This is a genomic window from Saccharothrix sp. NBAS 001 (assembly GCF_056640475.1).
In genome coordinates, this window is sequence record NZ_CM153251.1 from 1,217,136 (window position 1) to 1,240,072 (window position 22,937).

Here is a 22,937-nt window from a genome sequence, read left to right on the forward strand (position 1 = left end):
CCGGACGTGACACCACCGGGTAAGACCTCGCTCGGTACGACCCCGGTGGGTGGCGTGCCGTTGCGCGCGGACGGGGTGCGGGTGCGGTTCGGGGACAACGAGGTGCTCAAGGGCGTCGACCTGGCGGTGCGCGCGGGGGAGTGGCTGAGCCTGCTGGGCGAGAACGGCAGCGGCAAGACGACGCTGCTGCGCGTGCTGGCGGGCCTGCTCGACCCGTCCGCCGGCAGCGTGCTGCTCGACGGTGGACCGCTCAAGTCCTTGTCCCGGCGGGACATCGCGCGCCGGATCGCGTTGCTGCCGCAGGCGACCCCGTACGTCCAGGGGCTGTCCGTGCGCCAGTTCGTCCGCCAAGGTCGTTACGCGGCAAGGGGTCCGCTGGGGATGCTCGGCGAGTCCGACGACGACCGGGTGCGGGAGGCGTTGCGGGACACCGGGGTCGCGCGGTGGGCCGACACGCCGCTGGAACGCCTGTCCGGCGGCCAGCGCCAGCGGGTCCGGCTCGCCCTCGCGCTGGCCCAGGACGCCCCGGTGCTGCTGCTCGACGAACCCACGACCTACCTGGACATCCGGCACCAGATCGACGTGCTGGACCTGGTGCGGGCGTTGCAGCGGGAGCGCGGGCTGACCGTCGTGGCGGTGCTGCACGACCTCGGGCAGGCCGCGCGGTACTCCGATCGCGTTGTGGCGCTTCGGGAAGGCGTCGTGCACGCGGACGGCGCTCCGTCCGAAGTGGTCGACGCCGCGTTCCTACGGGAGGTCTACGGCGTGTCCGGCGAAGTGCTCTGGATCACCACCAACGGGGTATTGAAAATGGTTGTCGTTCCAGATTAGGTTGGTGGAGGTCGATCCGACCACGAACCCCACAGAGAGAGGAGCCGTCCCATGGAGCAGGTCTTCGTGAGCGTCGAGGCCGAGCGCGAGCTGCCGCACAACTCCGCCAGCCACAGCAACGCCCTGGTGGAGAACCCGTTCGCGGGCGACGACGAGTGATCCACTCCGGGGCCGCCGCTCCCGGCGGCCCCGGACCCTTCCCCGGAGGTCTGGTGTGCAAACCCTGAAGCCCGGCACCGCGCTGTTCAGCGGCCCGTCCGGCGCGGTGCTGCGGGACGCGGCCGGCGAGCTGTTCGCCGTCGCCCTGTCCGACGAGGCGGTCGGCGGGGTCCGCGCGGCGCTCACCCGGGCCGACGCCCCGGTGCCGCCGGAACTGGCCGCGTTCGACCGCGCCGGGCACCTCGGCCGGCGGGCGGGCTGGCCGGTCGACCGGCGCACCGTCGCCGTGCTCGCCGACCACGCCGCCGACCTGGTCGACGCGCTGCGCCGGGCCGGGGCGAACCCCGTCGTCCTGCGCGGAGAACCCGATCTCGCCGCCGTGCTGGAGCTGCGCCCGGCCGCGCTGTGCGCATGGCACGACGGCCCGGCCCCCGAGTGGTGGTCCGACCTCGACGCGCTGGCCGACCACGGCATCGGCTGGCAGCGGATCAGCCGCGAGGGCCGGCACGTGCTGCTGGAGCCGATCGGCGTGCCGCACCGGGACGTCCGCGCCCGCCGGCTGGCCGCCGCCGGCTCCGGGCACCACCACCTGCGGGCGTACTGGGCCGGCGGGAACGCCGTGCTCGGCGACGAGACGCCGGACCCGGCCGAACTCCTGCTGGTCGCCGCGCTCGCGGTGAAGGACCTCGCCCGCTGGGCCGCCGACCTGCCGGTGACCGGCAACGCGCTGACCCCGGACGCGATCCCGGCGCACCGCCGGCTGCGCGTCCTCGACCTGGACACCGGGGCGCTCGCCGACCACCCGGTGCTGCCGGTGCCCGCCAGTGCCCCGTGACTTCACCGTGGCCGGTCTGGCGCACACCCTCGTCGCGGCCGACCTGACCACGGGGGCCGGCGACGCCCCGGTCGTGCTGATCCGCACCCCGTACGGGCGGCAGCACCACTTCGCCGAAGCCGAGGCGTGGCGGCGGCGCGGGTTCTCCTGCGTGGTGGGCGACGTGCGCGGCCGGCACGGCTCCGCCGGCGCGTTCCGGCCCTACCGGAACGAGGCCGTCGACGGCGCGACCGTGGTGGACGCCTTGCGCCGGCTGGGTTTCCGCCGGATCATCGCGGCCGGCTCGTCCTACGCGGCGTACTGCGCGGTGACCGCCGCCATCGCCCGGCCGGACGCGGTGGTCGGCGTGCTGGCCGCCGTGCCCGCGCTCGGGCTGGGCGAGACGGCCCGCGAACCCGGCGGCGCGGCCCGGCTGGCCTGCCGGGTGGGCTGGTGGGGCGAGCACGTCGCGACCGCCGCGTCCACCGACCTGGCGGCGACCCCGGTGGTCGACCTGGTGACCGGCTGGGACGACCTGTGGGCCGCGCCCGAGCGCACCGCCGAACTCTGGCAGGCGTTGCCCCGCTTGACGATGCCGCTGCTCGCGGTCGGCGGGCTGCACGACCCGTTCGCCGCCGACACCGAACGGCTGGCGCGGCACTGGGGCGGTCCCACCCGGCTCGTGCTGGGCCCGTGGGCGCACGAACTCGACGCCGCCGAACCCGGCGCGGCCCTGGCCGGCCGGCGGATCGGCGCGCTCTACCTCGCGTGGGCCCGGTCGATCGGGAAGCTCAAGGGGGACAAGGCTTTCTACGCCGTCGACGGCTGGCGGCGGCACCGCGAGGCGGCCCTCCCGGTCGACCTGGAGGTGGTCCGCGGCGAGTTCCACGCCGACCCGGACCGCCCGTTCCGGTCCGTCCCGCCCGGCGCGCCGGTCACCGACGACCCGAGCGCGGTCCTGCTCACCCCGCCGCTGCCCGCCGGCGAACTGCGCGGCGGCACCGCCGTGCTGCTCGACGCGGTCGCCGACGTGCCCGACGCCGACTGGGTGGTCCGCCTGTCCCACAACGGGATCCACCTCGCGCACGCGGTCGTCCGGGTGCGCCACCGGCCCGGCGTGCCCCGGCGGGTCGCGCTCGACCTCCCGCCGGTCGGCCGCGCCCTGCCCGAGGGCGCCCGGCTGCGCCTGGAGGTCGCCGGCCACCACTGGCCCCGGCACGCCCGCAACCCGCATACCGGGCAGGACCCCGTCCGGGCCGCCCGGCTGCACCCCAGCCACCGGGCGGTGCGCCGCGCGAAGGCCCGGATCCCCTGGCACCCCAACGGTTCCGGCGAGGTCCGGGCCGCCGACCTACCCGAGGAGATCGCATCGTGATCGCGCCGCTGCTGGTGGACCCGCTGACCGGGGTCGTGCGCAGGCTGGTCGACGTGGCGGCGGTGCCCGGCGCGCCGCGCCGGTACCGGGCGGTCACCGCCGAGGTGGCCGACGCCCGGCGGCTGGGCGCGTGGCCCGCCGACCGGGTCAGCCTCGGCACGACCTTCGGCGACGTGGACGCGGCCCGCGCCGCCGCCGTGGGCGAAGCGGTGGAGCGCTACTGCGGCAACCGGGTCCCGCCGGGCCTGCGCACGGCCACCGCGGGTGAACTGAAAACGGCCGGAATCACGCATTTCGGCCCGTCCGACCTGCCGTTCTTCACACAACGGCAACACGCCGCACCGGGTTTCCCGTATCGACCGTTCACCGAAGACGTGCCGATCGCGTGGGTGGAAGGCGAGGAATCAGGTGAAATATGCCTCCTTCCCGCGTCATGGGTGTATCTGAACTACCACTCCGGCGAACGCCGAACCGAACCCCGGCTGCACCACCTGAACTACGCCGGTATCGCGACCGGGGTGAGCACCGAGGACGCGTTCACCCGCGCGCTGCTCGAACTCGTCGAGCGCGACGCCCTGGAGCGCTGGTGGCACCTGGGCGCGCCGACGACCGGCATCGCCGTGGACGACGTCCCCGGCCTGGCGGCGGAACTGGCCGACTGCCCGCTGGACGTGCACCTGGTGGAACTGCCCACCGAGCACCCGGTCTCGTGCGTCGGCGCGGTCGTGGTGGACCGGACCACCGGCGTCGTCGCGGGCGGGGGAGCGGCCCGGTTCGACCCCGTGGAGGCGTGCACGAAGGCCGTGCTGGAGGCCGTGCACACGTGGATCTTCACGCAGGGCCTGCTGGAGCCCGAGGGCTGGGTGTTCCGCTCGATCGAGGCGGGAATCCTCGCCGAGGGCCTGTACCTGCCGCACCGCGCCGACCGGCGCTACCGCGACGACGTCGGCGAGCGGTACGCCGGGGTGCGCGACCTGGGCGCGCAGGTGCAGGTGTGGCTGGACCCCCGCGTGCAGGAGGAGTTGTTGCCCCGCTTCACCCATCCCGCGCGGATGACGAGACCGCAAACTCGCGGAGATCTACCGGCGCTGCGGGAAAGCCTGGCGGGCAACCGGATCGCGACCGTCGACCTGACCACCGAGGACGTCGCGGAAGCCGGCCTGCGGGTGGTGCGGGTGTGCGCCACCGGGTTGGTGCCCAACGCGCCCGCCGCGTTCCGCTACCTGGGCCTGCCGCGCTGGGGCGGGCCCGGCGCGGTGCTGGCCGACCCGCCGCCGTTCCTGTGATCACCCTGCCGGAGCCGGAGGAACCGGCGATGACGCTGGCGGAGGCGCTGATGTCCCGCCGGTCGCGCTACTCCTATGGGCCGTTGAGCCGACAGAAGCTGGGTTCGCTGCTGCGCTACGCCGTGGGCGTGCAACGCCGGGTGCCCCCGCACGTCCTGGGCACCAACCCCACCGCCGGCGGGCTGCCGTCGCTGCGCGTCCACGTCGTGCTCGACGGTGACGTGTTCGAGTACCTGCGCGAACAGCACGCGTTGTGCGCGACCGGAACCACCGACCTGGCGGGCGTGTTCGCGCAGGAGGAGTTCGCCCGCCGGGCCCGCGCGGTGATCGTCCTAACCGGACGGACGGGGCCGGGGCTGGCGAAATACGGTCCTCGGCATTACCGCACGGTGCACCTGGACGCGGGCGTCGCGGTGCAGAACCTGTACCTGGTGGCGACCGCCCTGGGGCTGGCCTGCTGCGCGGTCGCCGGATTCGCCGACGACGCGGTGAAAGCCCTTGTCAGGGGTGGAGAACAGGACGTCCCGCTGGCCCTGTTCGTGGTCGGCGAGTCGACCTCACCGGGCATCCGGACATAAGAAGTGGGCATAAAGCCATTCCCCCGGAACGTTCCGCGCAATACCGTTGTGCGGGCAGCAAGGGGGAGTTGCTATGGACACAGCGAGAACGGACACATTCGCCGGGGCCTTACGGGCCGCCATCGCCGAGCGCGGGCTGGGCCTGGAACGCATCCGGGAGCACCTCGCGCAGCAGGGCGTGAAGGTCAGCCTGGCCACGCTGAGCTACTGGCAGTCGGGCCGCAGCAGGCCCGAACGCCGCTCGTCGCTGGCCGCCATCGGCCACCTGGAGGAGATCCTGGCCCTGCCCGCCGGCTACCTGGCCGGTCTGCTGGGCCCGCCCCGGCCGCGCGGCCGGTGGCTCAAGCGGGTGCCCGACCAGCCCGCCCAGCTCGACACCCGGTGGTCCGACCCGGACCAGGTGGACTGGGCCATCCGGCAGGTCGACACGAGCTGGGACGCCCGGCTGACCAGGCTGAGCCAGCACGACTTCGTCACCGTCGGCCCGGATCGCGGCGAACGCGCCATCCGGTCCCGGCACGTGCTGCGCGCCGAGGCGGACGGCGCGGACCGCTGGGTGGTCGTCGTGCACGTCGACGAACCCGACCGCCCGCTGCCGCTGCTGCGCCCGCTGCGGCACTGCACGGTGGGCCGGCTGGTCGCCCAGCCCGCCGCCGGGCTGGTGGTGGCGGAGCTGCTGTTCGACCGGGCGCTGCGCCGGGGCGACAGCATCGTGATCGAGCACGAACTGGTGAACCGGCCGCCCTACCCGGTCGCCACCGATTGCGGGCGGAAGTTCCGGCTGCCGGTGCGCGAATACGTGCTGGAGGTCGCGTTCGACCCGCTGGCCCGGCCGGTGGAATGCGAATTGTACCGGAATTCCGGCGGGCCGGACGAGGACGTGCGGCCGGTCGAAATGGACGCCGGCGGCTCGCTGCTGGGCGTCGCGCTCGATTTCGGTCCGGGCGGGTACGGATTCCGCTGGAAATGGCCTAATTCGCACCACCGGTTCTAGCCGCCCGGCGCAGGGTCGGGGTCGCCCAGGCCAGCGCGACCCCGACCAGCAGCACGCCGGTGCCCGCCGCCAGCCCGGCCCGGGGCCCGGCGAGCACCGCCGCCGCGCCCGCGAGCGCCGCGCCGGCGGGCTGCCCGAGGCCCCAGGACAGCATCCGGGCCGTGGTGTTGACCCGGGACTGGAGTTCCGGCGGGCAGATCCGCTGGCGGTAGGTGATGGAGTTGAGCACGACGGTGGAATGCGCCGCGCCCCAGGCGATCGCGCCCAGCCCGGCCGGGACCCAGTGCGTGCTCAGCAGCACGGAACCCGCGCACAGCAACGACATCGGCAGCGCGACCAGCGCCAGCCGGGCGCCGCCCCACCGGCTGGTGAGCACGGGCAGCAGCCGTGAGGCGATCAGCGCGCCCACGCCCCAGCAGCTGAACAGGACGGCCAGCCGGGGATCTCCGGACGGCGCGACGCCGAGCACGCGGTCCGCCCACGGCACCAGCATCGCCACCCACGCGCCCGCGGCGGCCGAGTGGGTCGCGCCGATCAGCGTCAGGGTGCGGATGATGCTGTGCTGCCACAGGAAGCGCAGCCCGGACCCGATGTCGCCGGCGAGCGTCGTGGCGTCGGTGCGCGGAGTGGACAGCGCGCCCTGGATGGCGCGCACGAGCATCGCGGAACCGGCGGCGGTGACCGCGTTGACCGCGAGCAGGTTGGCCGGCGCGACGGTCGAGACCAGCAGGCCCGCGACGCCGGGCACGACGAGTTCGACCATCGTGGACCGGCCGAACAGCTTGGCGTAGGCGGCGGTGAGCTTCTCCTTGCCCACCAACGAGGGCAGCGCGCCGAAGTTCGCGGCGTCGAAGAACACGAACGCGGTCTGGGCCAGGAACGCGACCAGGACCACGTGCGGCGCGGTCAGCACGTCGAGCCACCAGGCCAGCGGGACGGTCACCAGGCCGACCGCCACCACGACGTCCGTCGACACCATCAGCCGGCGGCGGTCGGCCCGGTCCGCCACCGCTCCCGCGAGCAGGCCGAAGACCAGGTACGGCAAGGCTTCCGCCATCGCGACGGCGGAGGTCCACCCGGCCGAGCCGGTGAGCTGGTAGACGAGCACGGGCAGCGCCACGACCGCGACCAGGCTGCCGGTGACCGACAGCAGGCGGGCGGTGAGGTAGCGGCTGAAATCGCGCGCGGGCACGTCGAAGGTGACGGTCACCCGGCCATGTTAATGAATGCCATGTTCATCTAACAAGTGACCCCCGGTGCGGGCGCGGGGCGGCGCGCGGCCACGACACACCGGCCACGTCCGACGCCGCCGCCCGCCACGCCGCCAGGACCGCGCTGCCGGGGTACTCGCCGAACGTCGGCCACGACCGGCGGTGGTAGCGGTTCCAGTAGCTCGCCGCACGCCGCTCGGTGCGGGCGAAGAACGCCGGGTTGCCGACCACGAACTCCCCGTAGAGCGCACGCCGGCCCGGGGACTCGACGTCCGGCAGTCCCCGGCGGATCGTCGCCACGATCTCCGCCACGTACTCGCCGACCGGCTGCACCACGAACGGCACCGCCCACGCCTCGTCCACCTCCAGGACCCGCTCCAGGTGGCGCTGCCGGACCCGACCGTCGCCGTGCCGGGAGTACAGGCAGTGCAGGACCGCCCGACCGGTCCCGGTCAGCGACCGCACCACCTCGGCGTCCGGCTCCTCCCAGTGCAGCCGCGCGGGAACGGCGACGGTCTCGCCCAGCACGTCGACCTCGAACGGGTGCAACGGCTCGGGCCGCGCTCGCGGCAGGGCCGCCACGACCCGGCGGACGTCGTCGGCGAGCGCCGCCGGGAACGCCCGCACCACGGGTTCGGCGGACGCGGTCGGGAAGTCCTCCATCCCGGAAGGATAAGTGCCCCGTCAGCCGTAGGACCGGCACGGCGACGGCCACACCCGCGACCACTCGGGTGCGGCACCGGCAGGCTTGCCGGCACCGCCGCTCCCGGCCACCACCATCACCACGCACAGCACCGGGCAGTTCAACGCCACCGCGCGCAGCCGCTCGTCGCGGCACAGCCGCCGGAACCCGACCACCCGCACCGCCGCGCCCGCCGCCGAACTCGCGGGCGATCAGCGCCGCCACCGCGACCCCGACCCCCCGCTACGGGAAACCGGGTCTCACGCGAAGCCCAGGAACAGCTCGGGGTTGGTGTGCGGGTGCAGCGCGGCGTGCAGGCTCAGCGCGTGCACGTCCCGGCGGATGCGCCCGATCCGCTCGTGCCCGGTCTCGCCCAGGATGTCCACCGCCTCCTCGGCGCGCCGGCAGGCCGTGCCCAGGTCCAGCCGCACGCGGGCGCGCTCCTCGTCGGTCCACGGCTCGTTGCGCGCCGCCTTACCGTCCACCAGGGACGCCGTGCGGCGGGTGTGGAACTCGGCCTCGTCGGCGTGCCGGGCGGCCTCGGCGACCCTCGGGTCGGACACGTCGCGGCACGCCTCGACCGCCGCGCGGGCCAGCCCCACGCCCGGCGCGCTGACCTTCGCGCACGCCGTGGCCAGGAACGGCGCGCGGAACATCCGGGACGGCACGTGCGACCGGTCCTCCAGCAGCGGCGCGATCCGCAGCACCCGCTCGTCGGGCACGAACACGTCGCGGGCCACCGTGGTCACGCTCGCGGTGGCGCGCAGCCCGGGGGTGTGCCAGTCGTCCACGATCTCCAGCTCGGCGGTCGGCACGGCGATCAGGACCGGGCCGTCCGGCGACATCGCGGCGTTGGTGTTCCAGTGGCTCTGCGGCGCGCCGGTGGTGAACGCCCACTTGCCGTTCACCAGGACCCCGCCGGGCACCGGGGCCGCGCCCGCGGTGGGGCTGAGGATGCCGGTCACCCGGACGTCCGGCCGGGCGAAGATCTCCGCCCGGACCCGTTCCGGGAACAGCCCGACCATCCACGCCGAGATGGCCCACACGGCGGCGGTCCACGCCGCGGAGCCGTCGCCCCGGGCGAGTTCGGCGATCACCCGGACCACGGTGGTCAGGTCGGCCTCGTGCCCGCCGTGGCGGCCGGGCACCCGCAGCCGGGGGATGCCGGCGTCGGTCAGCGCCGCCAGCGACTCGTCGTGCAGCCGCCGGTGCTCGTCGCCCCAGGCCGCGTGGTCGCGCAGCACCGGGACGATGGCCGCGGCGCGCCGGACCGGATCGTCCACCCTTGCCGTCCCCCCAGTCGTGATGCCCGGCACCCACTGTGGCGTGGTCCGCGCCACCCGGCAACGGCGGAATAGTCACGGCTGAGGTACTGTTGGGACAGGTAGTTGAACTCGCAACTACTTGGATCGAGGAGCGGCTATGCAGTTCGGGGTCTTCACCGTCGGGGACGTCACGCCCGACCCCACCACGGGGCGGACGCCGACCGAGGCCGAGCGCATCAAGGCCATGGTCGCCATCGCGCTCAAGGCCGAGGAAGTCGGTCTGGACGTCTTCGCGACCGGCGAGCACCACAACCCGCCGTTCGTGCCGTCCTCGCCGACCACGATGCTCGGCTACGTCGCCGCGCGCACCGAGCGGCTCATCCTGTCCACCGCGACCACGCTGATCACCACGAACGATCCGGTGAAGATCGCCGAGGACTTCGCGATGCTCCAGCACCTGGCCGACGGCCGGGTCGACCTGATGATGGGCCGGGGCAACACCGGGCCGGTGTACCCGTGGTTCGGCAAGGACCTCCGCGACGGCATCGACCTGGCGATCGAGAACTACCACCTGCTGCACCGGTTGTGGCGGGAGGACGTCGTGGACTGGGAGGGCAGGCACCGCACGCCGTTGCAGTCCTTCACCTCGACCCCGCGCCCGCTCGACGGCGTGCCGCCGTTCGTGTGGCACGGCTCCATCCGCAGCCCGGAGATCGCCGAGCAGGCCGCCTACTACGGCGACGGCTTCTTCGCGAACCACATCTTCTGGCCCAAGGAGCACTTCATGCGGCTGATCACCCTCTACCGCGAGCGCTTCGAGCACTACGGGCACGGCACGGCCGAGCAGGCGATCGTCGGCCTGGGCGGGCAGGCGTTCATCCGGCCCAACTCGCAGGACGCGGTGCGCGAGTTCCGCCCGTACTTCGACAACGCCCCGGTCTACGGCCACGGCCCGTCGCTGGAGCAGTTCACCGAGCAGACCCCGCTGACCGTGGGCAGCCCACAGGAGGTCATCGACAAGACGCTGTCCTTCCGCGAGCACTTCGGCGACTACCAGCGCCAGCTGTTCCTGATGGACCACGCGGGCCTGCCGCTCAAGACCGTGCTGGAGCAGCTCGACCACCTGGGCGAGATCGTGCCGGTGCTGCGCGCCGAGTTCGCCAAGGGCCGCCCGGCCGGGGTGCCGGACGCGCCCACCCACGAGTCGCTGCGGACGGCGGCGGTCCGATGACCACGCTCGCCGTCGTGTCCGCCGGGCTCGGCGAGCCGTCGTCCAGCCACCTGCTGGCCGACCGGCTCGCCGCCGGGGTCGGCGCGCTCGCGCCGGTCGCCGTGCGGTCGGTGCACCTGCGCGACGTCGCGCGCGACATCGCCGACAACCTGGTCACCGGGTTCCCCAGCGCCGGGTTGAAGGCGGTCGTGGACGACGTGGTCGGCGCGGACGCGCTGATCGCGGTCACCCCGACGTTCAACGCGTCCTACAGCGGCCTGTTCAAGTCGTTCTTCGACGTGCTGGACCCGGAATCGCTGGTCGGCAAGCCGGTGCTGATCGGCGCGACCGGCGGCACCGAGCGGCACTCCCTGGTGCTGGACTTCGCGCTGCGACCGCTGTTCGCCTACCTGCGGGCGGCCGTCGTGCCGACCGCGGTCTACGCGGCCTCCGCCGACTGGGGCTCGCCGCAGGGCCTGTCCGACCGGATCGACCGCGCGGCGGCCGAGCTGGCCGGCGCGCTGGAGGGTCGGGCACCGGCCAAGGCCGCCGACAAGTTCGCCGACGTCGTGCCGTTCGAGCAGCTGCTCAACCGGCCCTGACGGCTGTTCTCGCCGCCGCGCTCCGGACCACACCGGCCCGGGCGCGCGGCGCGGCCCCGTTCAGCGCGGGGCGGTGCCGTCCCGGCGTTCGGCTTCCAGGAGCGCGAGCAGCCCGGGGAACCTGCTCTCGACGTCCGCGCGCCGCAGGCGGACGCCCTTGCGGTTGCCGTAGTCGATCTCGTCGATCAGGCCCGCCTCGCGCAGGACCCGGAAGTGGTGGGTCTGGGTCTGCTTCGAGATCGGGAGGGCGAAGGAGTTGCAGCCGCGCTCGCCGTCGGTGCGGTCGGCGGCCAACTCCGTCACCACCGAACGGCGGTGCTCGTCGGCGAGGGCGCGCAGCACCACGCCCAGGTCGAGCGCGTCGACCTCTGGACCGACCAGGTTCGTTCCGGCCACGGGCACCTCCTTCAGGTACGACTTGAATCGTACCTCAGGGGCATGTTCTACTCAGGTACGAAATCAATCGTACCTTGGCGGCCGGGGTGGTGGCCGTCGACGCTCCGGGAGGTCCGGTCATGAACAAGCCCCAGGTGCTGGTCGTCGGTGCCGGAATCGCCGGGCCCGCGCTCGCGTACTGGCTCGCCCGCAACGGCTACCGGCCGACCGTCGTGGAGCACGCCCGCCAACTGCGCTCCGGTGGCAGCGCGATCGTCGTGAAGGGGCCCGCGACACCGGTCGCCGAGCGTATGGGCATCCTCCCGGAGCTGCGCGATCTCGCCACCCGCAACCGGTCGCTGACCCTGCTCGACCCGGCCGGCAAGCGAGTCCTGCGACTGCCCACCTCCCCGGGAGGGTCGCCGGCCGTCGAGGTCACCCGGGCCGACCTGTCCGAGGTGCTCCACCGGTCGGCGCGCGACGACGCCGAGTTCGTGTTCGACGACACGGTCACCGCGCTCGATCAGGACGCGGGCGGCGTCGACGTCACCTTTCGGCGGTCCGCGCCACGACGTTTCGACCTGGTGGTCGGTGCCGACGGGATGCACTCGACCACGCGGCGTCTGGTGTTCGGGCCCGAGCGGCAGTTCGTGGGCGACCTGGGTCTGTACGGCGCGACCGTCCCGCTGGGACCCGACGCCGTCGACGACCCGAGCGAGCTGACGATGCTGACCGTGCCGAACCGGATGCTGGTCGTCCACCCCTCGCGCACCACGCCGCTCGCGATCTTCACCTTCCGGACCGCGCGGCCCGTGCCCCACGACCGCAAGAACACCGCTCTCCACAAGCGGATCGTGGCCGATGCGTACGCCGACGTGCGGTGGCGCGCGCCGGAACTCGTGGCGGCGTACCTCGACCACCCGGCCCCGTTCTTCGACCCCCTGACGACCGTCCGGATGCCCTCGTGGTCCCGTGGGCGGGTCGTGCTGCTCGGGGACGCGGCGGCGGCCACGGCCCTGCTGGGCGACGGGTCCAGCCTGGCGATGGCCGGAGCGCAGGCCCTCGCGGAAGAACTCGCCTCCCACCACGGCGATCACGCCCGCGCCTTCGCCGCCTACGAGTCGCGGCTGCGCCGCGAGGTGCGACCGAGGCAGCGGCGCGTCGGCCTGCTCTCCAGGATCATGGTGCCCCGCACCGGACCCGGCCTCGTGGTGCGCAACGCGGTCGGCCGCGCGGTCGTTCGCGCGAACCGGATCGCCTCTCGCGAAACCCCGTCCTCCGGGCGGCGGAGCACCGGCTGAGCCCCGGATCGGGCAAGCCCGTGCAGGCCGACGAGAATCACCGGACACCGAGGGCTGTTCCGCAAGTGATCTCAGACCTGCTCCTCATCAGCCGTCGGCGTGGAGCCACTCTCCGGTCAGGGCGAGGTCGGCGAAGGTGTGCTCAACTCGGGCGCGGACCTCGCGCGTCGATGACGACCTGTTGGTCGGTCGAGAAGCGGTAGTTCCTGGACTGCTCCGCCACGCTGTGGTCCTGCGGCTGTCCATGACGGCTCCGACGCCGTGATCACCGCCCCACCTGAAGATCGTCTCAGTCGTGGGCGGCCCGGCCTGCCGCACGGGTCCGGACTCGCGGGCCCGGATCTGCCGGCCGAGTTCAGCAGAGCCGGCGGTCCAGGAGCGACATGCCCGGACCGGCCCCCCGGTCAGCTGGTCGTACGTCGCCATCGAACGATCCTCTTCCGGCGGCTGTGGTCCCGACCCTGTCGGGCCGGTCTCAGGTCACGAAACGGGCCACGCTCGCGGGACAGCCCTTAGAGTCGGATCATGACCGCCACCGCCTCCGACGAGCTAGACCTCGCCACCGGCAACGCCCGGTTCCTGCTGTCCACGCTGGCCGGTGCGCGCGGCCACGACTTCGTCGAGCGCCCCGGGTTCGCCGTGCTGACCGGTCCGCGCCTGGTGCGCGTGCTCCTGCTCGGACCCGACCCGGACGCCGCCGCCGTGGCCGAGATCGGCCGCCGGGTGACCGCCGCGCCCGGCAAGGTCGTGGTCGAGGACCCGTACAGCACGGTCGACGCGAGCGCGTGGGGCCTGACCTCGCGGCAACTGCCGGTGATGATCCGCCCGGCCTCGGCGCTACCCGAGCCGCACCTCGAAGTGACGCCGGTCCGCACCGACGAGCAGGCGGCGGTCGCCGAACGCGTCGTCATCGACGGCTTCCCGTTGCCGGACTTCGAGTACGGGGAGGCGTTCCCGGCCGCCCTGCTGGACCGTGAAGGGGTGCGGCTGTTCCTCGTGTCGCGGGACGGCGACGTCGCCGGCGCGTGCCTGTCCATCGTGGATGGAGGGGTCGGCGGTGTGTACTGGGTGACCACGCTGCCCGCCCACCGGTCGAAGGGGGTCGGTCGGGCGTTGATGCACGCCGTGCTCAACAGCGCCGACGTGCCGTACACGCTGTCGTCGGCGGCGGCGGGCAAACCGCTCTACGACTCGTTGGGCTTCCGGACCGTGGCATCGGCCACTTGGTGGACGCTCCCGGAGGCGTGAGGCGGACGAGTGCGTCGTCCACGCCGAACTTCGCGTGTTACTCCACCGGATCGGCGCTCTCCTTTTCGGGCGCGGACTCCGATCATCTGCCGAGTTCGCCGACGGGAGATGCTCGGCGAGCGTCGCACCGGATTGCGCACTGATCGAACAGGCGTATCGCACAACTCCGGGAAAAGGGCCGTCGAATCGGTTCTGAACTGCGCGGATGTTCGAAATGGGCATCGCCCGGTGTTTCGGGCGGATGACCGTGGGGATTCGCGCCGTCGGGAACTCGATGGCCGGCCGGAATCGGCGATCGAGTCGGCTCCACCCCGACCGGTCCGGGAATTCCCGGCGGTAACCGGACGGAGTGCGCAGCGCCCGATCCCGCCGACGTCGACATGGCGCGGGCGCGTTCCCGGCCCGGCCGGAAGTCCGCCCGCGTGCCGCCCCGGTGGCCGGCACGCGGGCGGACCGGTCGGGTCACTCCGGCCCGATGTAGCCCACCTCGGGCGCGCCGGCTGGTTCGTAGCTCGACACGGTCACCCCGGCCGCCGTGGTCCGGGACCCGGTCAGCCGCAGCCCCGCCGGTGCCGCGCCCACCTCGAACAGGCGCTTGCCGTCGCCCAGCACGACCGGGCACGTCCACACCTGGTACTCGTCCACCAGGCCGTGCCGGGTCAGCGCGTGCACCAGGCCGGTGCTGCCGTGCGCCTGGAGGTCGCCGCCGGGCCCGGCCTTGAGCCGGGCGACCGCCGCCAGGTCGGGCAGCACGGTCGTGCCCGTCCACGCCGGGTCGGTCAGCGTGCCCGACACGACGTGCTTGGGCAGCCCGTTCAACGCCGCCGCGATCGGGTCCGCCGGGTCGGTCACGCCCGGCCAGTACCCGGCGAACATCTCGTAGGTGCGCCGACCCAGCAGGAACGCGCCCGCCCGGCCGAACCGCTCGCCCATGATCGCCAGGAAGTCGTCGTCCACGAACGGCACCACCCAGCCGCCGCCGGCGAACCCGCCGTCGCGGTCCTCGTCGGGCCCGCCCGGCCCCTGCGCCACGCCGTCCAGGGACGCGAACATCGTCACGGTCAGTCTCATCGCCTGCTCCTCCGGTTCGTCGCCGTCACCACCGCGACGAACGGGCGCGGCCCGGATCGACCGCCCGCGCCGGGAAGTTCCGGCGCCGCCGGCCGGCACCCGGCGACCCGGGCCCGGCGGGCCCGGGAAGGGCCGCCGGGTGACCGCCGTACTTCCTCCGGGTGAATTCCGGAAATACCGCAGTTCTTTCGGTCTGGACCACTCGGGTAATTCCGGCGGCGCACCCGGAAAGGGCGGCCGGGGCGGAAAGCCGATGTCTTCGCACGCCCCGGCGGTGCGCCGGTCCGGTCCGGTTCGACCGGTTCACCCCGGCGGGGCGCGCGGGGCGAACCCATCGGGGTTCCATTCCGTGGGACAGCGGGTCGGCCCCAGGTCAGGACGCCCCGGCGCGGTGTGGGAGACTTCGCGACATGGCTCCTCTTCGCTTCGCCCTGCCTAACAAGGGCTCCTTGAGTGCTCCCGCGGCGCAAATGCTGGCCGAGGCGGGGTACCGGGTCCATCGGTCCGGGCGTGAGCTGATCGTGGCCGATCCGGCAAATGACGTGCAGTTCTTTTTCCTGCGGCCCCGGGACATCGCGGTGTACGTCGGCGAGGGCTCGCTGGACGTCGGCATCACCGGTCGGGATCTGCTGCTCGATTCCACGGTGAACGCCAAGGAAATCCTCCCGCTGGGCTTCGGCAAGGCGTCGTTCTACTTCGCGTCCAAGCCCGGCGGCATTTCCGACTCGGCGGGGCTGGAGGGCAAGCGGATCGCCACCAGCTACCCCAACCTGGTGGACAACCACCTCGCCGAGCACGGCATCAAGGCCACCCTGGTCCGGCTGGACGGCGCGGTGGAGACCGCCGTCGAACTCGGCGTGGCGGACGCGATCGCGGACGTCGTGGAAACCGGCATCACGCTCAAGACCTCGGGTCTGGAGACGTTCGGGAAGCCGATACTGAAGTCGGAGGCGGTGCTCATCCAGGGCGCGGGCGTCGAGGACGTGCCGGCCGCGATCCGCTCGGTGGAGATCCTGCACCGCAGGCTCCAGGGCGTGCTGATCGCCCGCCGGTACGTGATCCTCGACTTCGACTGCCCGGTGAGCACCCAGGAAGAGGCGTTCGAGCTGGTGCCCGGCATCGAGTCGCCCACCGTCTCGCCGCTGGCCCGCGAGGGCTGGGTGGCCGTGCGGTCGCTGGTGCCGCGCGACGACGCGCCGTTCATCATGGACAAGCTGTGGCAGGTCGGCGCGCGCGCGATCCTGGTGAGTTCGCTCGACACCTGTCGCATCTGATCGGTCGGTACTCATCGGAAGGGCGGTCCTCGCGGGCCGCCCTTCCCGCTTTTCCCCGCCAGGCGGGGTGCCAGATCGGATCTGGCGGGCCGTCTCGCGCCTCAGGGGTGTGAGGAGGTGCCGGATGCAGCCGCTGCACATCGCCGTGATCATCGGCAGCACGCGCCGGGGGCGGGCCGGTGACGGGATCGGCCGCTGGGCCGCCGAGGTGGCGGGCCGGCGCGACGACGTGGCCGTCGACCTGGTCGACCTGGCCGAGTACGGGTTCCCGGCGTGCTACCCGGACCGGCCGACCACCGCGATGCGCCGGTTCGCGGCCAAGGTCGCGCGGGCGGACGGGTTCGTCGTCGTCACGCCCGAGTACAACCGCAGCTTCCCGGCATCGCTGAAGCAGGCGATCGACTACGCCTACGACGAGTGGCACGCCAAGCCCGCCGGGTTCGTCTCCTACGGCCACTGCTCGGAGGGCGTGTACGCGGTCGAGCAGCTCCGCACCGTCTTCACCGAGCTGCACGTGATGACGATGCGCGACGGCGTCGGCGTCAACCTGCTCGACGACGAGCCGCTGGACTCCGAGCACCGCCGCCGGGCGGCCACCACGATGCTCGACCAGCTCACCTGGTGGGCGGCGGCGCTGCGGGTCGCGCGCCACGCCCACCCCTACGTCTCGTGAGAGAGGGAGAAACCGTGAACGCGATCGAAACCTCGGGGTTGGTGAAGGTCTTCGGCGACACGCGGGCGGTGGACGGGGTCGACCTGACCGTCCCGGCCGGCACCGTCTACGGCCTGCTCGGCCCGAACGGCGCGGGCAAGACCACCACCGTGCGGATGCTGGCCACCCTGCTGCGGCCCGACGGCGGGCAGGCCCGGGTGTTCGGCCACGACGTGCGCGCCGACCCGAACGCGGTGCGCGAGCTGGTCAGCCTGACCGGCCAGTACGCGTCCGTGGACGAGGACCTGACCGGCACCGAGAACCTGATCCTGCTCGGCAGGCTCATCGGGCACAGCCGCAAGCACGCCAAGGTCCGCGCCGCGCAGATGCTGGAGGCGTTCGGGCTCACCGAGGCCGCCGGCAAGCAGGTCAAGCACTACTCGGGCGGGATGCGGCGGCGGCTCGACATCGCCGCCAGCATCCTGAACACCCCGCGCCTGCTGTTCCTGGACGAGCCGACCACCGGCCTGGACCCGCGCAGCCGCAACCAGGTGTGGGACATCGTGCGCGCGGTCGTCGCGCACGGCACCACCGTGCTGCTGACCACCCAGTACCTCGACGAGGCCGACCAGCTCGCGTCCCGGATCGCGGTCATCGACCGGGGCCGGGTGATCGCCGAGGGCACCAAGGGCGAGCTGAAGGCGTCCGTCGGGTCCGGTGCGGTGCACGTGCGGCTGCGCGACGCCGACCGGCGGTCCGACGCGCGGGCGCTGCTGGCCCGCGTGCTCGACACCGAGGTGCTGCTCGACCCGGACCCGGTCGCGCTGACCGCCCGGCTGTCCGGCCAGGCCGCCGAGCGGGCCGCCGAGGCGCTGGCTCAGTTGGCCCGAGAGGGCATCACCGTGGACAACTTCTCCCTCGGCCAGCCCAGCCTGGACGAGGTCTTCCTGGCCCTGACCGACAAGAAGGAGGCGGCGGCGTGACCGTCACCAAGGAAGCCGACGCCCTCGCCGCGCCCAAGGTGGAGAACCTGGCGGAGGTGCTGCTGGACAACACCTCGCCGCGCCGGCCGGGGCCGCTGTCGGCGTCGCTGACCTTCGGCTGGCGCGCCGTGCTGAAGATCAAGCACGTGCCGGAGCAGCTGTTCGACGTGACCGCGTTCCCGATCATGATGATCCTGATGTTCACCTACCTGTTCGGCGGCGCGCTGGCGGGTTCGCCGGGGGAGTACCTCCAGTACCTGCTGCCCGGCATCACGGTGACCAGCGTCGTGATGATCACCATGTACACCGGGGTCGCGGTGAACACCGACGTGGAGAAGGGCGTCTTCGACCGGTTCCGGACGCTGGCGATCTGGCGGCCCGCGCCGCTGGTCGGCTACATCCTGGGCGACCTGCTGCGGTACGTGCTGGCGTCGGTCACGATCATGGTGGTGGGGCTGATCCTCGGGTTCCGGCCCGGCGGCGGGTTCGTCGGCGTGGTGCTCGGCGTGGGCGTGCTGGTCGCGTTCTCGTTCGCGTTCTCGTGGGTGTGGACGATGTTCGGGCTGCTCATGCGCAGCGAGAAGTCCGTGATGGGCGTCAGCATGATGGTGTTGATGCCGTTGACGTTCCTGTCCAACGTGTACGTCAACCCCGACACCATGCCGGGCTGGTTGCAGGCTTTCGTCGAGGTCAACCCGATCACGCAACTCGTGCAGTCGGTGCGCTCGCTGATGGCGGGCGGGTTCGACAGCTCCGCGGCGTTGTGGACGCTGGGCTACGCGGTCGGGTTCGTCGTCGTGTTCGGCTCGCTGACCATCCGCCTGTACAACCGGAAGTGACCGCGCCGCCGGAGGCCGTGCCCGCCCGCCGGGTGCGGCCTCCGGCGGCCCGAACTCCCGTCGTTCCCGCGCACGGGGTGGTTGCGGATCCCGGACATCGTCTTGTGACCGCAGGATCGGCGCGGACGGCCCGCGCGCCGCGGGCCCGTGTCGGGTGGTCGTGGCACGCGAGCCGGTCGGGCGTGGTCGGTCCTTCAGCGCGTTCAGCACGGCTTCGGCCGAGGGCGGGACGTTGGCGCGGGGGCCGACGCCGTGGCGACGGTGACGCCGCGATGGCGCCGTTGGTGCGGCGGACCGCGTCCAGGACGTACGGGCCGTCCGCCGGGGCGCCGATCGCCGGCGAGCGGGCGATGGTGTCCGGGCGGACCGGGGACACCACGTCGTGGCCGGACTTGAACGCGGCCGACACCGGGGAGCAGCCGGTGGCCTGGGCGCCGAACACCTTGTCGACCTTGGTCGGCTGCGAGCCGGAGGCGATGGGCACCACTATCTGGTCGGGCAGCCGCCGGCCGAGCTGCTCGGCCACCTGGTAGCCCAGGGTCTTCGAGCCCTCGGCGTAGTACGGGCGGACGTCGACGCGTTCGCGCGGTCCTGCGGGCGATGCGCGGTGGCGGGTGCCGGTCAGCGGGCCAGGTGGTCGCGGCAGCGGGCGACCGCCGCGAGGTAGTCCGCGTCGCCGTCCTCGCCCAGGAGGTCGGCCGCGCGCAGCAGTTGCGTCCAGTAGGCCGGGCTGTCCGCGAAGCGCCCCACGTGCTCCAGCCGGGTGAGCATCACGAACGCGTCCCGCAGCCGGCCGGACCGCCGTGCCGTCTCGTAGCCGTGCCACAGGCCGGAGCGGACGAAGCGGGCGACGCCGATCGCGCCGTCGAGCAGGTCGACCACCCGGCGCTGGTCGAGGGTGTACTCGACCTGGGCGGTGAACGTCCCGAGATCCTCCAGCAGCCGGCCGTACTCGGCGGCGTCCGGGGTGGACGGGTCGGCCAGGTCCCAGTCCCCGGGTGCGTCCGAGCCCACCCGCGCCTCGGCCTCCTCGCGCGGCATCCCCAGCGCCAGGCACACCGCCACCGCCGCGTCGCGCACCCCGCGCGGGGTGTCCGCCTCGACCGCGAGCCGGGCGAAGACCTCGCCGGGCCGCGAACCGCCGGCCAGGAGCAGGCGGGCCCTCGTCACGTCGGTCATCGCGTCACAGCCTGAAGTGCGCGGTGCCGGAGTAGACGCACGTCGAGCCGGTCGACACGTGCTCGCGCAGGTGGGCCGCGAGTTCGGGGTGCCGGTCGGCGAGCTTGCGCAGCGCGTCGCGGATCCGCGCGGTCACCGCCTTGCGGGCGCGCTCGGCCTCGTCGCCCAGGCGCCGGGTCCGGCCGCCCAGCCCGGCCGCCGCGCGCAGTTCCGCCAGCAGCGCGGTGCGCTCCCGGTCCAGCGCCGCCGCCCGCGCGTCGTCGTGGGCGTCGTCGATCTCCTCGTCCAACCGCTCCAGCCGACGCCGGTACGCGGCCTTCGCCTCGTCGTCGAGCACCGGGTCGCCGCCCAGCCGCGCGGCGGGCACCGCCTCCGGGGCGAGCAGGCTCACCGCCGCCACCGGGACGCCCGGACTGCCCAGCAGCACGTGCAGGTCGCGCAGCCCCTTGGCGTCCGGCACCCGCACGGTCGAACCCCGGTACGACAGCGACCACACGTCGCCGTCGCGCCGGAACTCGTCGACCGGGCCGAGGTCGGACAGGTGGCGCATGCCCAGCGCCGCCGCGTCCCGCGACACCCGGACCTCCAGCGCCTCGGCCGGACGACCCCGCGCGCGCAACGCCTCCGCCAGGTACCGCCCGGCCTCCACGGCCCACGGGCGGGACCGCATGGCCTCCGCCGAGCGCTGCGCGGCGGTCAGCTCCGCCACCGCCTCCTCGTGGCGGCCCAGCGCCAGGTCGGCCAGGCCGAGCCACAGGTCCACCGGGCCGCTGATGTCGCAGCCGTACATCGACACCAGCCACTGGCCGCGGTGCCCGGCCAGTTCCGCGCGCACCGACGCGGCCAGCTCCCGGTCGCCGGCCGCGTAGGCGACGTGCGCGCGCAACCGCTGCCACAGCGGCTCGAACATCTGCTGGAACCGGTCGTCGTGCGGGTCGTGCGCGGCGAGCACGGCACGGGCCGTGGCCACGTCGCCCCGGTTGACCGCGGTGAGGCCGCGCAGCAGCTCCGGGTACGGGCACCCGGCCAGGTCGAGCCGGTCCAGCTCGTCGTACCGGCCCTGCGCCAGGTGCAGCGCCCACCACAGGTGCGCGTGCATCGTCCGGAAGCTGCTGTTGTCCTCCGCGCCGAGCCCTTGCGCCTGCGCCATCAGCGCTTCGGCTTCGGCGAACCGGCCCCGGAACGCGGCGACGATGCTCTGGTCGACCGCCGAGGAGAACGCGAACCCGGGCGTGGTCAGCCGGTCCGCCTTCGCCACGAACGCCCGCAGCTGGTCCAGGTAGCGGGGATCGCCCAGCTCCACCAGGGCGACCCAGCGCAGCGACGCCGCGAAGCCCTCCGAGGTGTGGTCGGCGGTGCGCCGGCCGAGTTCGGCGAGTTCGCCGGTCAGCTCCAGCCGGCGCGCGGCGGTGCCCAGGCCCCACGTGGTGTCGTGCACCGCCCACAGCCCGTCGATCAGCGCCACGTCGTCGTGCCCGTCGCGGGCCAGGTCGGCGACCCGCACGCTCAGCGCGCGGGCCAGCACGTCCACCGGTTGCGCCGGCGGCGGGCCGATCAGCCGGCCGTGCGCCTCGCGGATCAGCGCCAGGCTCGCGTCGCCCGGTGCGACGAAGCGGTACCGGGTCAGCGCCACCCGGGCGAGCGCCTCCGGGACGTCCTGCTCGCGGGCCAGGTCGACGGCCCGGTCGAAGTGCGCGACCGCCTGGTCCGACGTGCCGCACTGGAACAGCTCGTGCGCCAGCGCGATCTCCAGCCGGATGCGGCGGCGCGGCGAGGTCGACCGCTCCAAGGCGCGCCGGTAGTGCCCGGACGCCTCCTCGACGGCCATCCGGGAGTCCGCGTCCCGGGCGGCCTCGACCAGCAGGTCCACCACCCGGTCCTCGGGCAGCCGGTCGCCCGCCAGGTAGGCGTGCCGCGCCAGCTCGGCCGGCGACGCCGGGCCGGGCCCGTCGGCCAGCGCCGCGACCACGGCGGCGTGCCGGTCGGGCGCGTCCTCCAGCGCCTCGTACAGGGTTTCGCGCACCAGGTCGTGCGCGAACGAGAAGCGGCCCGCGCCCAGCGCCCGCACCAGCCGGGCCCGCGCGGCCCGGTCGAGCAGCCGGTCCACGTGCGGCACGGGCAGCGCGGCGGTCGTGGCGAGCACCTGGCGGTGGAACCCGGGGCCCAGCACGGCGGCGGTCCGCAGCAGGTCCGCGACCGGTCCGGGCAGCAGGGAGAGCCTGCGCCGCAACGCGTCCCGCACGCCGGGCGCGATCGCGGTCGCCGGGTTGCCGCTGTGCCACAGCCGCGCGGTCTGCTCCACGAAGAACGGGTTGCCGCCGGTCCGGCGGTGCACCTCGGCGACCAGGCCGGCGTCGGGCTCCCGGCCCGCCGTGTCCGCCATCAGCTCGCCGACCTCGGCGGCGGACAGCCCGGTCAGCGTCACCGACGTCGCCCGGCTGACCAGCGGGGTCATCAGCGGTCGCAGCGGGTGGCCGTCCGCGTCGACCTCGGCGTCGCGGTACGTGCCGATCAGCAGGACCCGTTCGAACCAGGTGTGCCGCGCGGCGAACTCCAGCAGCTTCACCGACGCGACGTCCGCCCAGTGCAGGTCTTCCAGCACCACCACGACCGCCCGCCGCTGCGACACCGCGACCAGCGCGGAGGCCACCGCGTCGTAGAGCGGGAAGCTCTCCGGGGCCTGGTTGGCGGGCGCCTCGCCGAGCAGCACCTCAAGGCGTTCGCGGTCGACCGCCGCCCACTCCGCCGGCTCGGCGGCGCGGCGCAGCGCGCGCACCACCTGGACCCACGGCCAGTAGCCGGGCGCGGAGTCGGAGTCCCAGCACGAGCCGCCGAGCACCAGCGCGCCCTGCCGGCGGGCCCGGTCGGCCGCGTCGGTGACCAGGGTGGTCTTGCCGATGCCGGGTTCGCCGGCGACCAGGACCAGGCCGCCGTGGCTGTGCGCCGCGCGGTCGATCCCGCCGCGCAGCACCGTGCTGGGGTGGTCCCGTCCGATGAGTCGCATGACG

Annotated in this window: 23 protein-coding genes and 1 pseudogene; 15 read left to right on the forward strand and 9 right to left on the reverse strand. The window is 73.8% G+C overall.

The genetic code is table 11. The features are described from left to right. Nucleotides 1-6 precede the first annotated feature (6 nt). The 7 genes from AC0HI0_RS05340 (at nucleotide 7) to AC0HI0_RS05370 (ending at nucleotide 6,037) form a co-directional block, all read left to right on the forward strand. Nucleotides 7-831, forward strand: coding sequence for an ABC transporter ATP-binding protein (locus tag AC0HI0_RS05340; RefSeq protein WP_480931116.1), 825 nt, complete (start codon nucleotides 7-9; stop codon nucleotides 829-831). Nucleotides 832-882: 51 nt separating this feature from the next. Beyond that, nucleotides 883-990 (forward strand): streptamidine family RiPP, encoded by a 108-nt coding sequence (amiA, locus tag AC0HI0_RS05345; RefSeq protein WP_480931117.1) that lies wholly within the window; start codon nucleotides 883-885, stop codon nucleotides 988-990. Nucleotides 991-1,045: 55 nt separating this feature from the next. Then, a complete protein-coding gene (locus AC0HI0_RS05350) occupies nucleotides 1,046-1,825 on the forward strand; it encodes a hypothetical protein (RefSeq protein WP_480931118.1) in 780 nt (259 codons plus the stop codon). Then, nucleotides 1,815-3,179, forward strand: a complete 1,365-nt coding sequence (locus tag AC0HI0_RS05355) for a CocE/NonD family hydrolase (RefSeq protein WP_480931119.1) — start codon at nucleotides 1,815-1,817, stop codon at nucleotides 3,177-3,179. The genes AC0HI0_RS05350 and AC0HI0_RS05355 overlap by 11 nt, the downstream gene beginning before the upstream one ends. Next, complete coding sequence (locus AC0HI0_RS05360; RefSeq protein ID WP_480931120.1) at nucleotides 3,176-4,465, forward strand: YcaO-like family protein; 1,290 nt, start codon at nucleotides 3,176-3,178, stop codon at nucleotides 4,463-4,465. Before AC0HI0_RS05355 ends, AC0HI0_RS05360 begins: the two co-directional genes overlap by 4 nt. Nucleotides 4,466-4,494: 29 nt before the next feature. Next, nucleotides 4,495-5,043 carry a SagB/ThcOx family dehydrogenase gene (locus AC0HI0_RS05365; RefSeq protein ID WP_480931121.1) on the forward strand — a complete coding sequence of 183 codons (549 nt, stop codon included), beginning with the start codon at nucleotides 4,495-4,497 and terminating at the stop codon, nucleotides 5,041-5,043. A gap of 73 nt (nucleotides 5,044-5,116) precedes the next feature. Then, nucleotides 5,117-6,037: an XRE family transcriptional regulator gene (locus tag AC0HI0_RS05370; protein ID WP_480931122.1), complete on the forward strand. Its 921-nt coding sequence runs from the start codon at nucleotides 5,117-5,119 to the stop codon at nucleotides 6,035-6,037. On the opposite strand, the gene AC0HI0_RS05375 is transcribed toward AC0HI0_RS05370, so the two are convergent. From AC0HI0_RS05375 to AC0HI0_RS05390, 4 genes are all read right to left on the reverse strand, one after another. Beyond that, nucleotides 6,015-7,247, reverse strand: a complete 1,233-nt coding sequence (locus AC0HI0_RS05375; RefSeq protein WP_480931123.1) for an MFS transporter — start codon at nucleotides 7,245-7,247, stop codon at nucleotides 6,015-6,017. The two genes, AC0HI0_RS05370 and AC0HI0_RS05375, sit on opposite strands and share 23 nt — an antisense overlap. A gap of 25 nt (nucleotides 7,248-7,272) precedes the next feature. Beyond that, nucleotides 7,273-7,911, reverse strand: coding sequence for a hypothetical protein (locus tag AC0HI0_RS05380; protein WP_480931124.1), 639 nt, complete (start codon nucleotides 7,909-7,911; stop codon nucleotides 7,273-7,275). Nucleotides 7,912-7,932: 21 nt separating this feature from the next. After that, nucleotides 7,933-8,112 (reverse strand): hypothetical protein, encoded by a 180-nt coding sequence (locus tag AC0HI0_RS05385; RefSeq protein WP_480931125.1) that lies wholly within the window; start codon nucleotides 8,110-8,112, stop codon nucleotides 7,933-7,935. Between the two features lie 78 nt (nucleotides 8,113-8,190). After that, the gene (locus AC0HI0_RS05390; RefSeq protein ID WP_480931126.1) at nucleotides 8,191-9,213 is read right to left on the reverse strand and encodes an acyl-CoA dehydrogenase family protein; all 1,023 of its coding nucleotides are present in this window, start codon (nucleotides 9,211-9,213) and stop codon (nucleotides 8,191-8,193) included. A gap of 139 nt (nucleotides 9,214-9,352) precedes the next feature. Between AC0HI0_RS05390 and AC0HI0_RS05395 the strand changes: the two genes are divergently transcribed. Further along, entirely contained in the window at nucleotides 9,353-10,426 is a 1,074-nt protein-coding gene (locus AC0HI0_RS05395) for an LLM class flavin-dependent oxidoreductase (RefSeq protein ID WP_480931127.1), read from the forward strand. Further along, on the forward strand, nucleotides 10,423-11,007 hold the full coding sequence (locus AC0HI0_RS05400; RefSeq protein ID WP_480931128.1) for an FMN reductase: 585 nt from the start codon (nucleotides 10,423-10,425) through the stop codon (nucleotides 11,005-11,007). Before AC0HI0_RS05395 ends, AC0HI0_RS05400 begins: the two co-directional genes overlap by 4 nt. 60 nt (nucleotides 11,008-11,067) lie before the next feature. On the opposite strand, the gene AC0HI0_RS05405 is transcribed toward AC0HI0_RS05400, so the two are convergent. Next, nucleotides 11,068-11,403 (reverse strand): ArsR/SmtB family transcription factor, encoded by a 336-nt coding sequence (locus AC0HI0_RS05405; RefSeq protein ID WP_480931129.1) that lies wholly within the window; start codon nucleotides 11,401-11,403, stop codon nucleotides 11,068-11,070. Between the two features lie 119 nt (nucleotides 11,404-11,522). Between AC0HI0_RS05405 and AC0HI0_RS05410 the strand changes: the two genes are divergently transcribed. Together AC0HI0_RS05410 and AC0HI0_RS05415 are read left to right on the forward strand one after the other, a co-directional pair. Continuing rightward, a complete protein-coding gene (locus AC0HI0_RS05410; RefSeq protein ID WP_480931130.1) occupies nucleotides 11,523-12,683 on the forward strand; it encodes an FAD-dependent monooxygenase in 1,161 nt (386 codons plus the stop codon). Nucleotides 12,684-13,208: 525 nt separating this feature from the next. After that, the gene (locus AC0HI0_RS05415; RefSeq protein ID WP_480931131.1) at nucleotides 13,209-13,931 is read left to right on the forward strand and encodes a GNAT family N-acetyltransferase; all 723 of its coding nucleotides are present in this window, start codon (nucleotides 13,209-13,211) and stop codon (nucleotides 13,929-13,931) included. 462 nt (nucleotides 13,932-14,393) lie between these two features. Here AC0HI0_RS05415 and AC0HI0_RS05420 read toward each other — a convergent pair whose 3' ends face one another. After that, entirely contained in the window at nucleotides 14,394-15,002 is a 609-nt protein-coding gene (locus AC0HI0_RS05420) for a dihydrofolate reductase family protein (RefSeq protein ID WP_480931132.1), read from the reverse strand. Nucleotides 15,003-15,412: 410 nt separating this feature from the next. Here AC0HI0_RS05420 and hisG point away from each other — a divergent pair, with 410 nt between their 5' ends. The 4 genes from hisG (at nucleotide 15,413) to AC0HI0_RS05440 (ending at nucleotide 18,750) form a co-directional block, all read left to right on the forward strand. Then, nucleotides 15,413-16,276 (forward strand): ATP phosphoribosyltransferase, encoded by an 864-nt coding sequence (gene hisG / locus AC0HI0_RS05425; protein ID WP_480931133.1) that lies wholly within the window; start codon nucleotides 15,413-15,415, stop codon nucleotides 16,274-16,276. 124 nt (nucleotides 16,277-16,400) lie between these two features. Then, nucleotides 16,401-16,949 (forward strand): NADPH-dependent FMN reductase, encoded by a 549-nt coding sequence (locus tag AC0HI0_RS05430; protein ID WP_480931134.1) that lies wholly within the window; start codon nucleotides 16,401-16,403, stop codon nucleotides 16,947-16,949. Between the two features lie 14 nt (nucleotides 16,950-16,963). Beyond that, complete coding sequence (locus AC0HI0_RS05435; RefSeq protein ID WP_480931135.1) at nucleotides 16,964-17,911, forward strand: ATP-binding cassette domain-containing protein; 948 nt, start codon at nucleotides 16,964-16,966, stop codon at nucleotides 17,909-17,911. After that, nucleotides 17,908-18,750 (forward strand): ABC transporter permease, encoded by an 843-nt coding sequence (locus AC0HI0_RS05440; RefSeq protein WP_480931136.1) that lies wholly within the window; start codon nucleotides 17,908-17,910, stop codon nucleotides 18,748-18,750. The genes AC0HI0_RS05435 and AC0HI0_RS05440 overlap by 4 nt, the downstream gene beginning before the upstream one ends. A 271-nt stretch (nucleotides 18,751-19,021) precedes the next feature. On the opposite strand, the pseudogene AC0HI0_RS05445 reads toward AC0HI0_RS05440, so the two are convergent. The 3 genes and pseudogenes from AC0HI0_RS05445 to AC0HI0_RS05455 all read right to left on the reverse strand — a co-directional run. Beyond that, nucleotides 19,022-19,327, reverse strand: a pseudogene (locus tag AC0HI0_RS05445) (pyridoxal-phosphate dependent enzyme); the annotation flags it as partial. 44 nt (nucleotides 19,328-19,371) lie between these two features. Next, a complete protein-coding gene (locus AC0HI0_RS05450) occupies nucleotides 19,372-19,929 on the reverse strand; it encodes a hypothetical protein (protein ID WP_480931137.1) in 558 nt (185 codons plus the stop codon). Between the two features lie 4 nt (nucleotides 19,930-19,933). Further along, on the reverse strand, nucleotides 19,934-22,933 hold the full coding sequence (locus tag AC0HI0_RS05455) for an ATP-binding protein (RefSeq protein ID WP_480931138.1): 3,000 nt from the start codon (nucleotides 22,931-22,933) through the stop codon (nucleotides 19,934-19,936). Nucleotides 22,934-22,937: the final 4 nt, after the last annotated feature.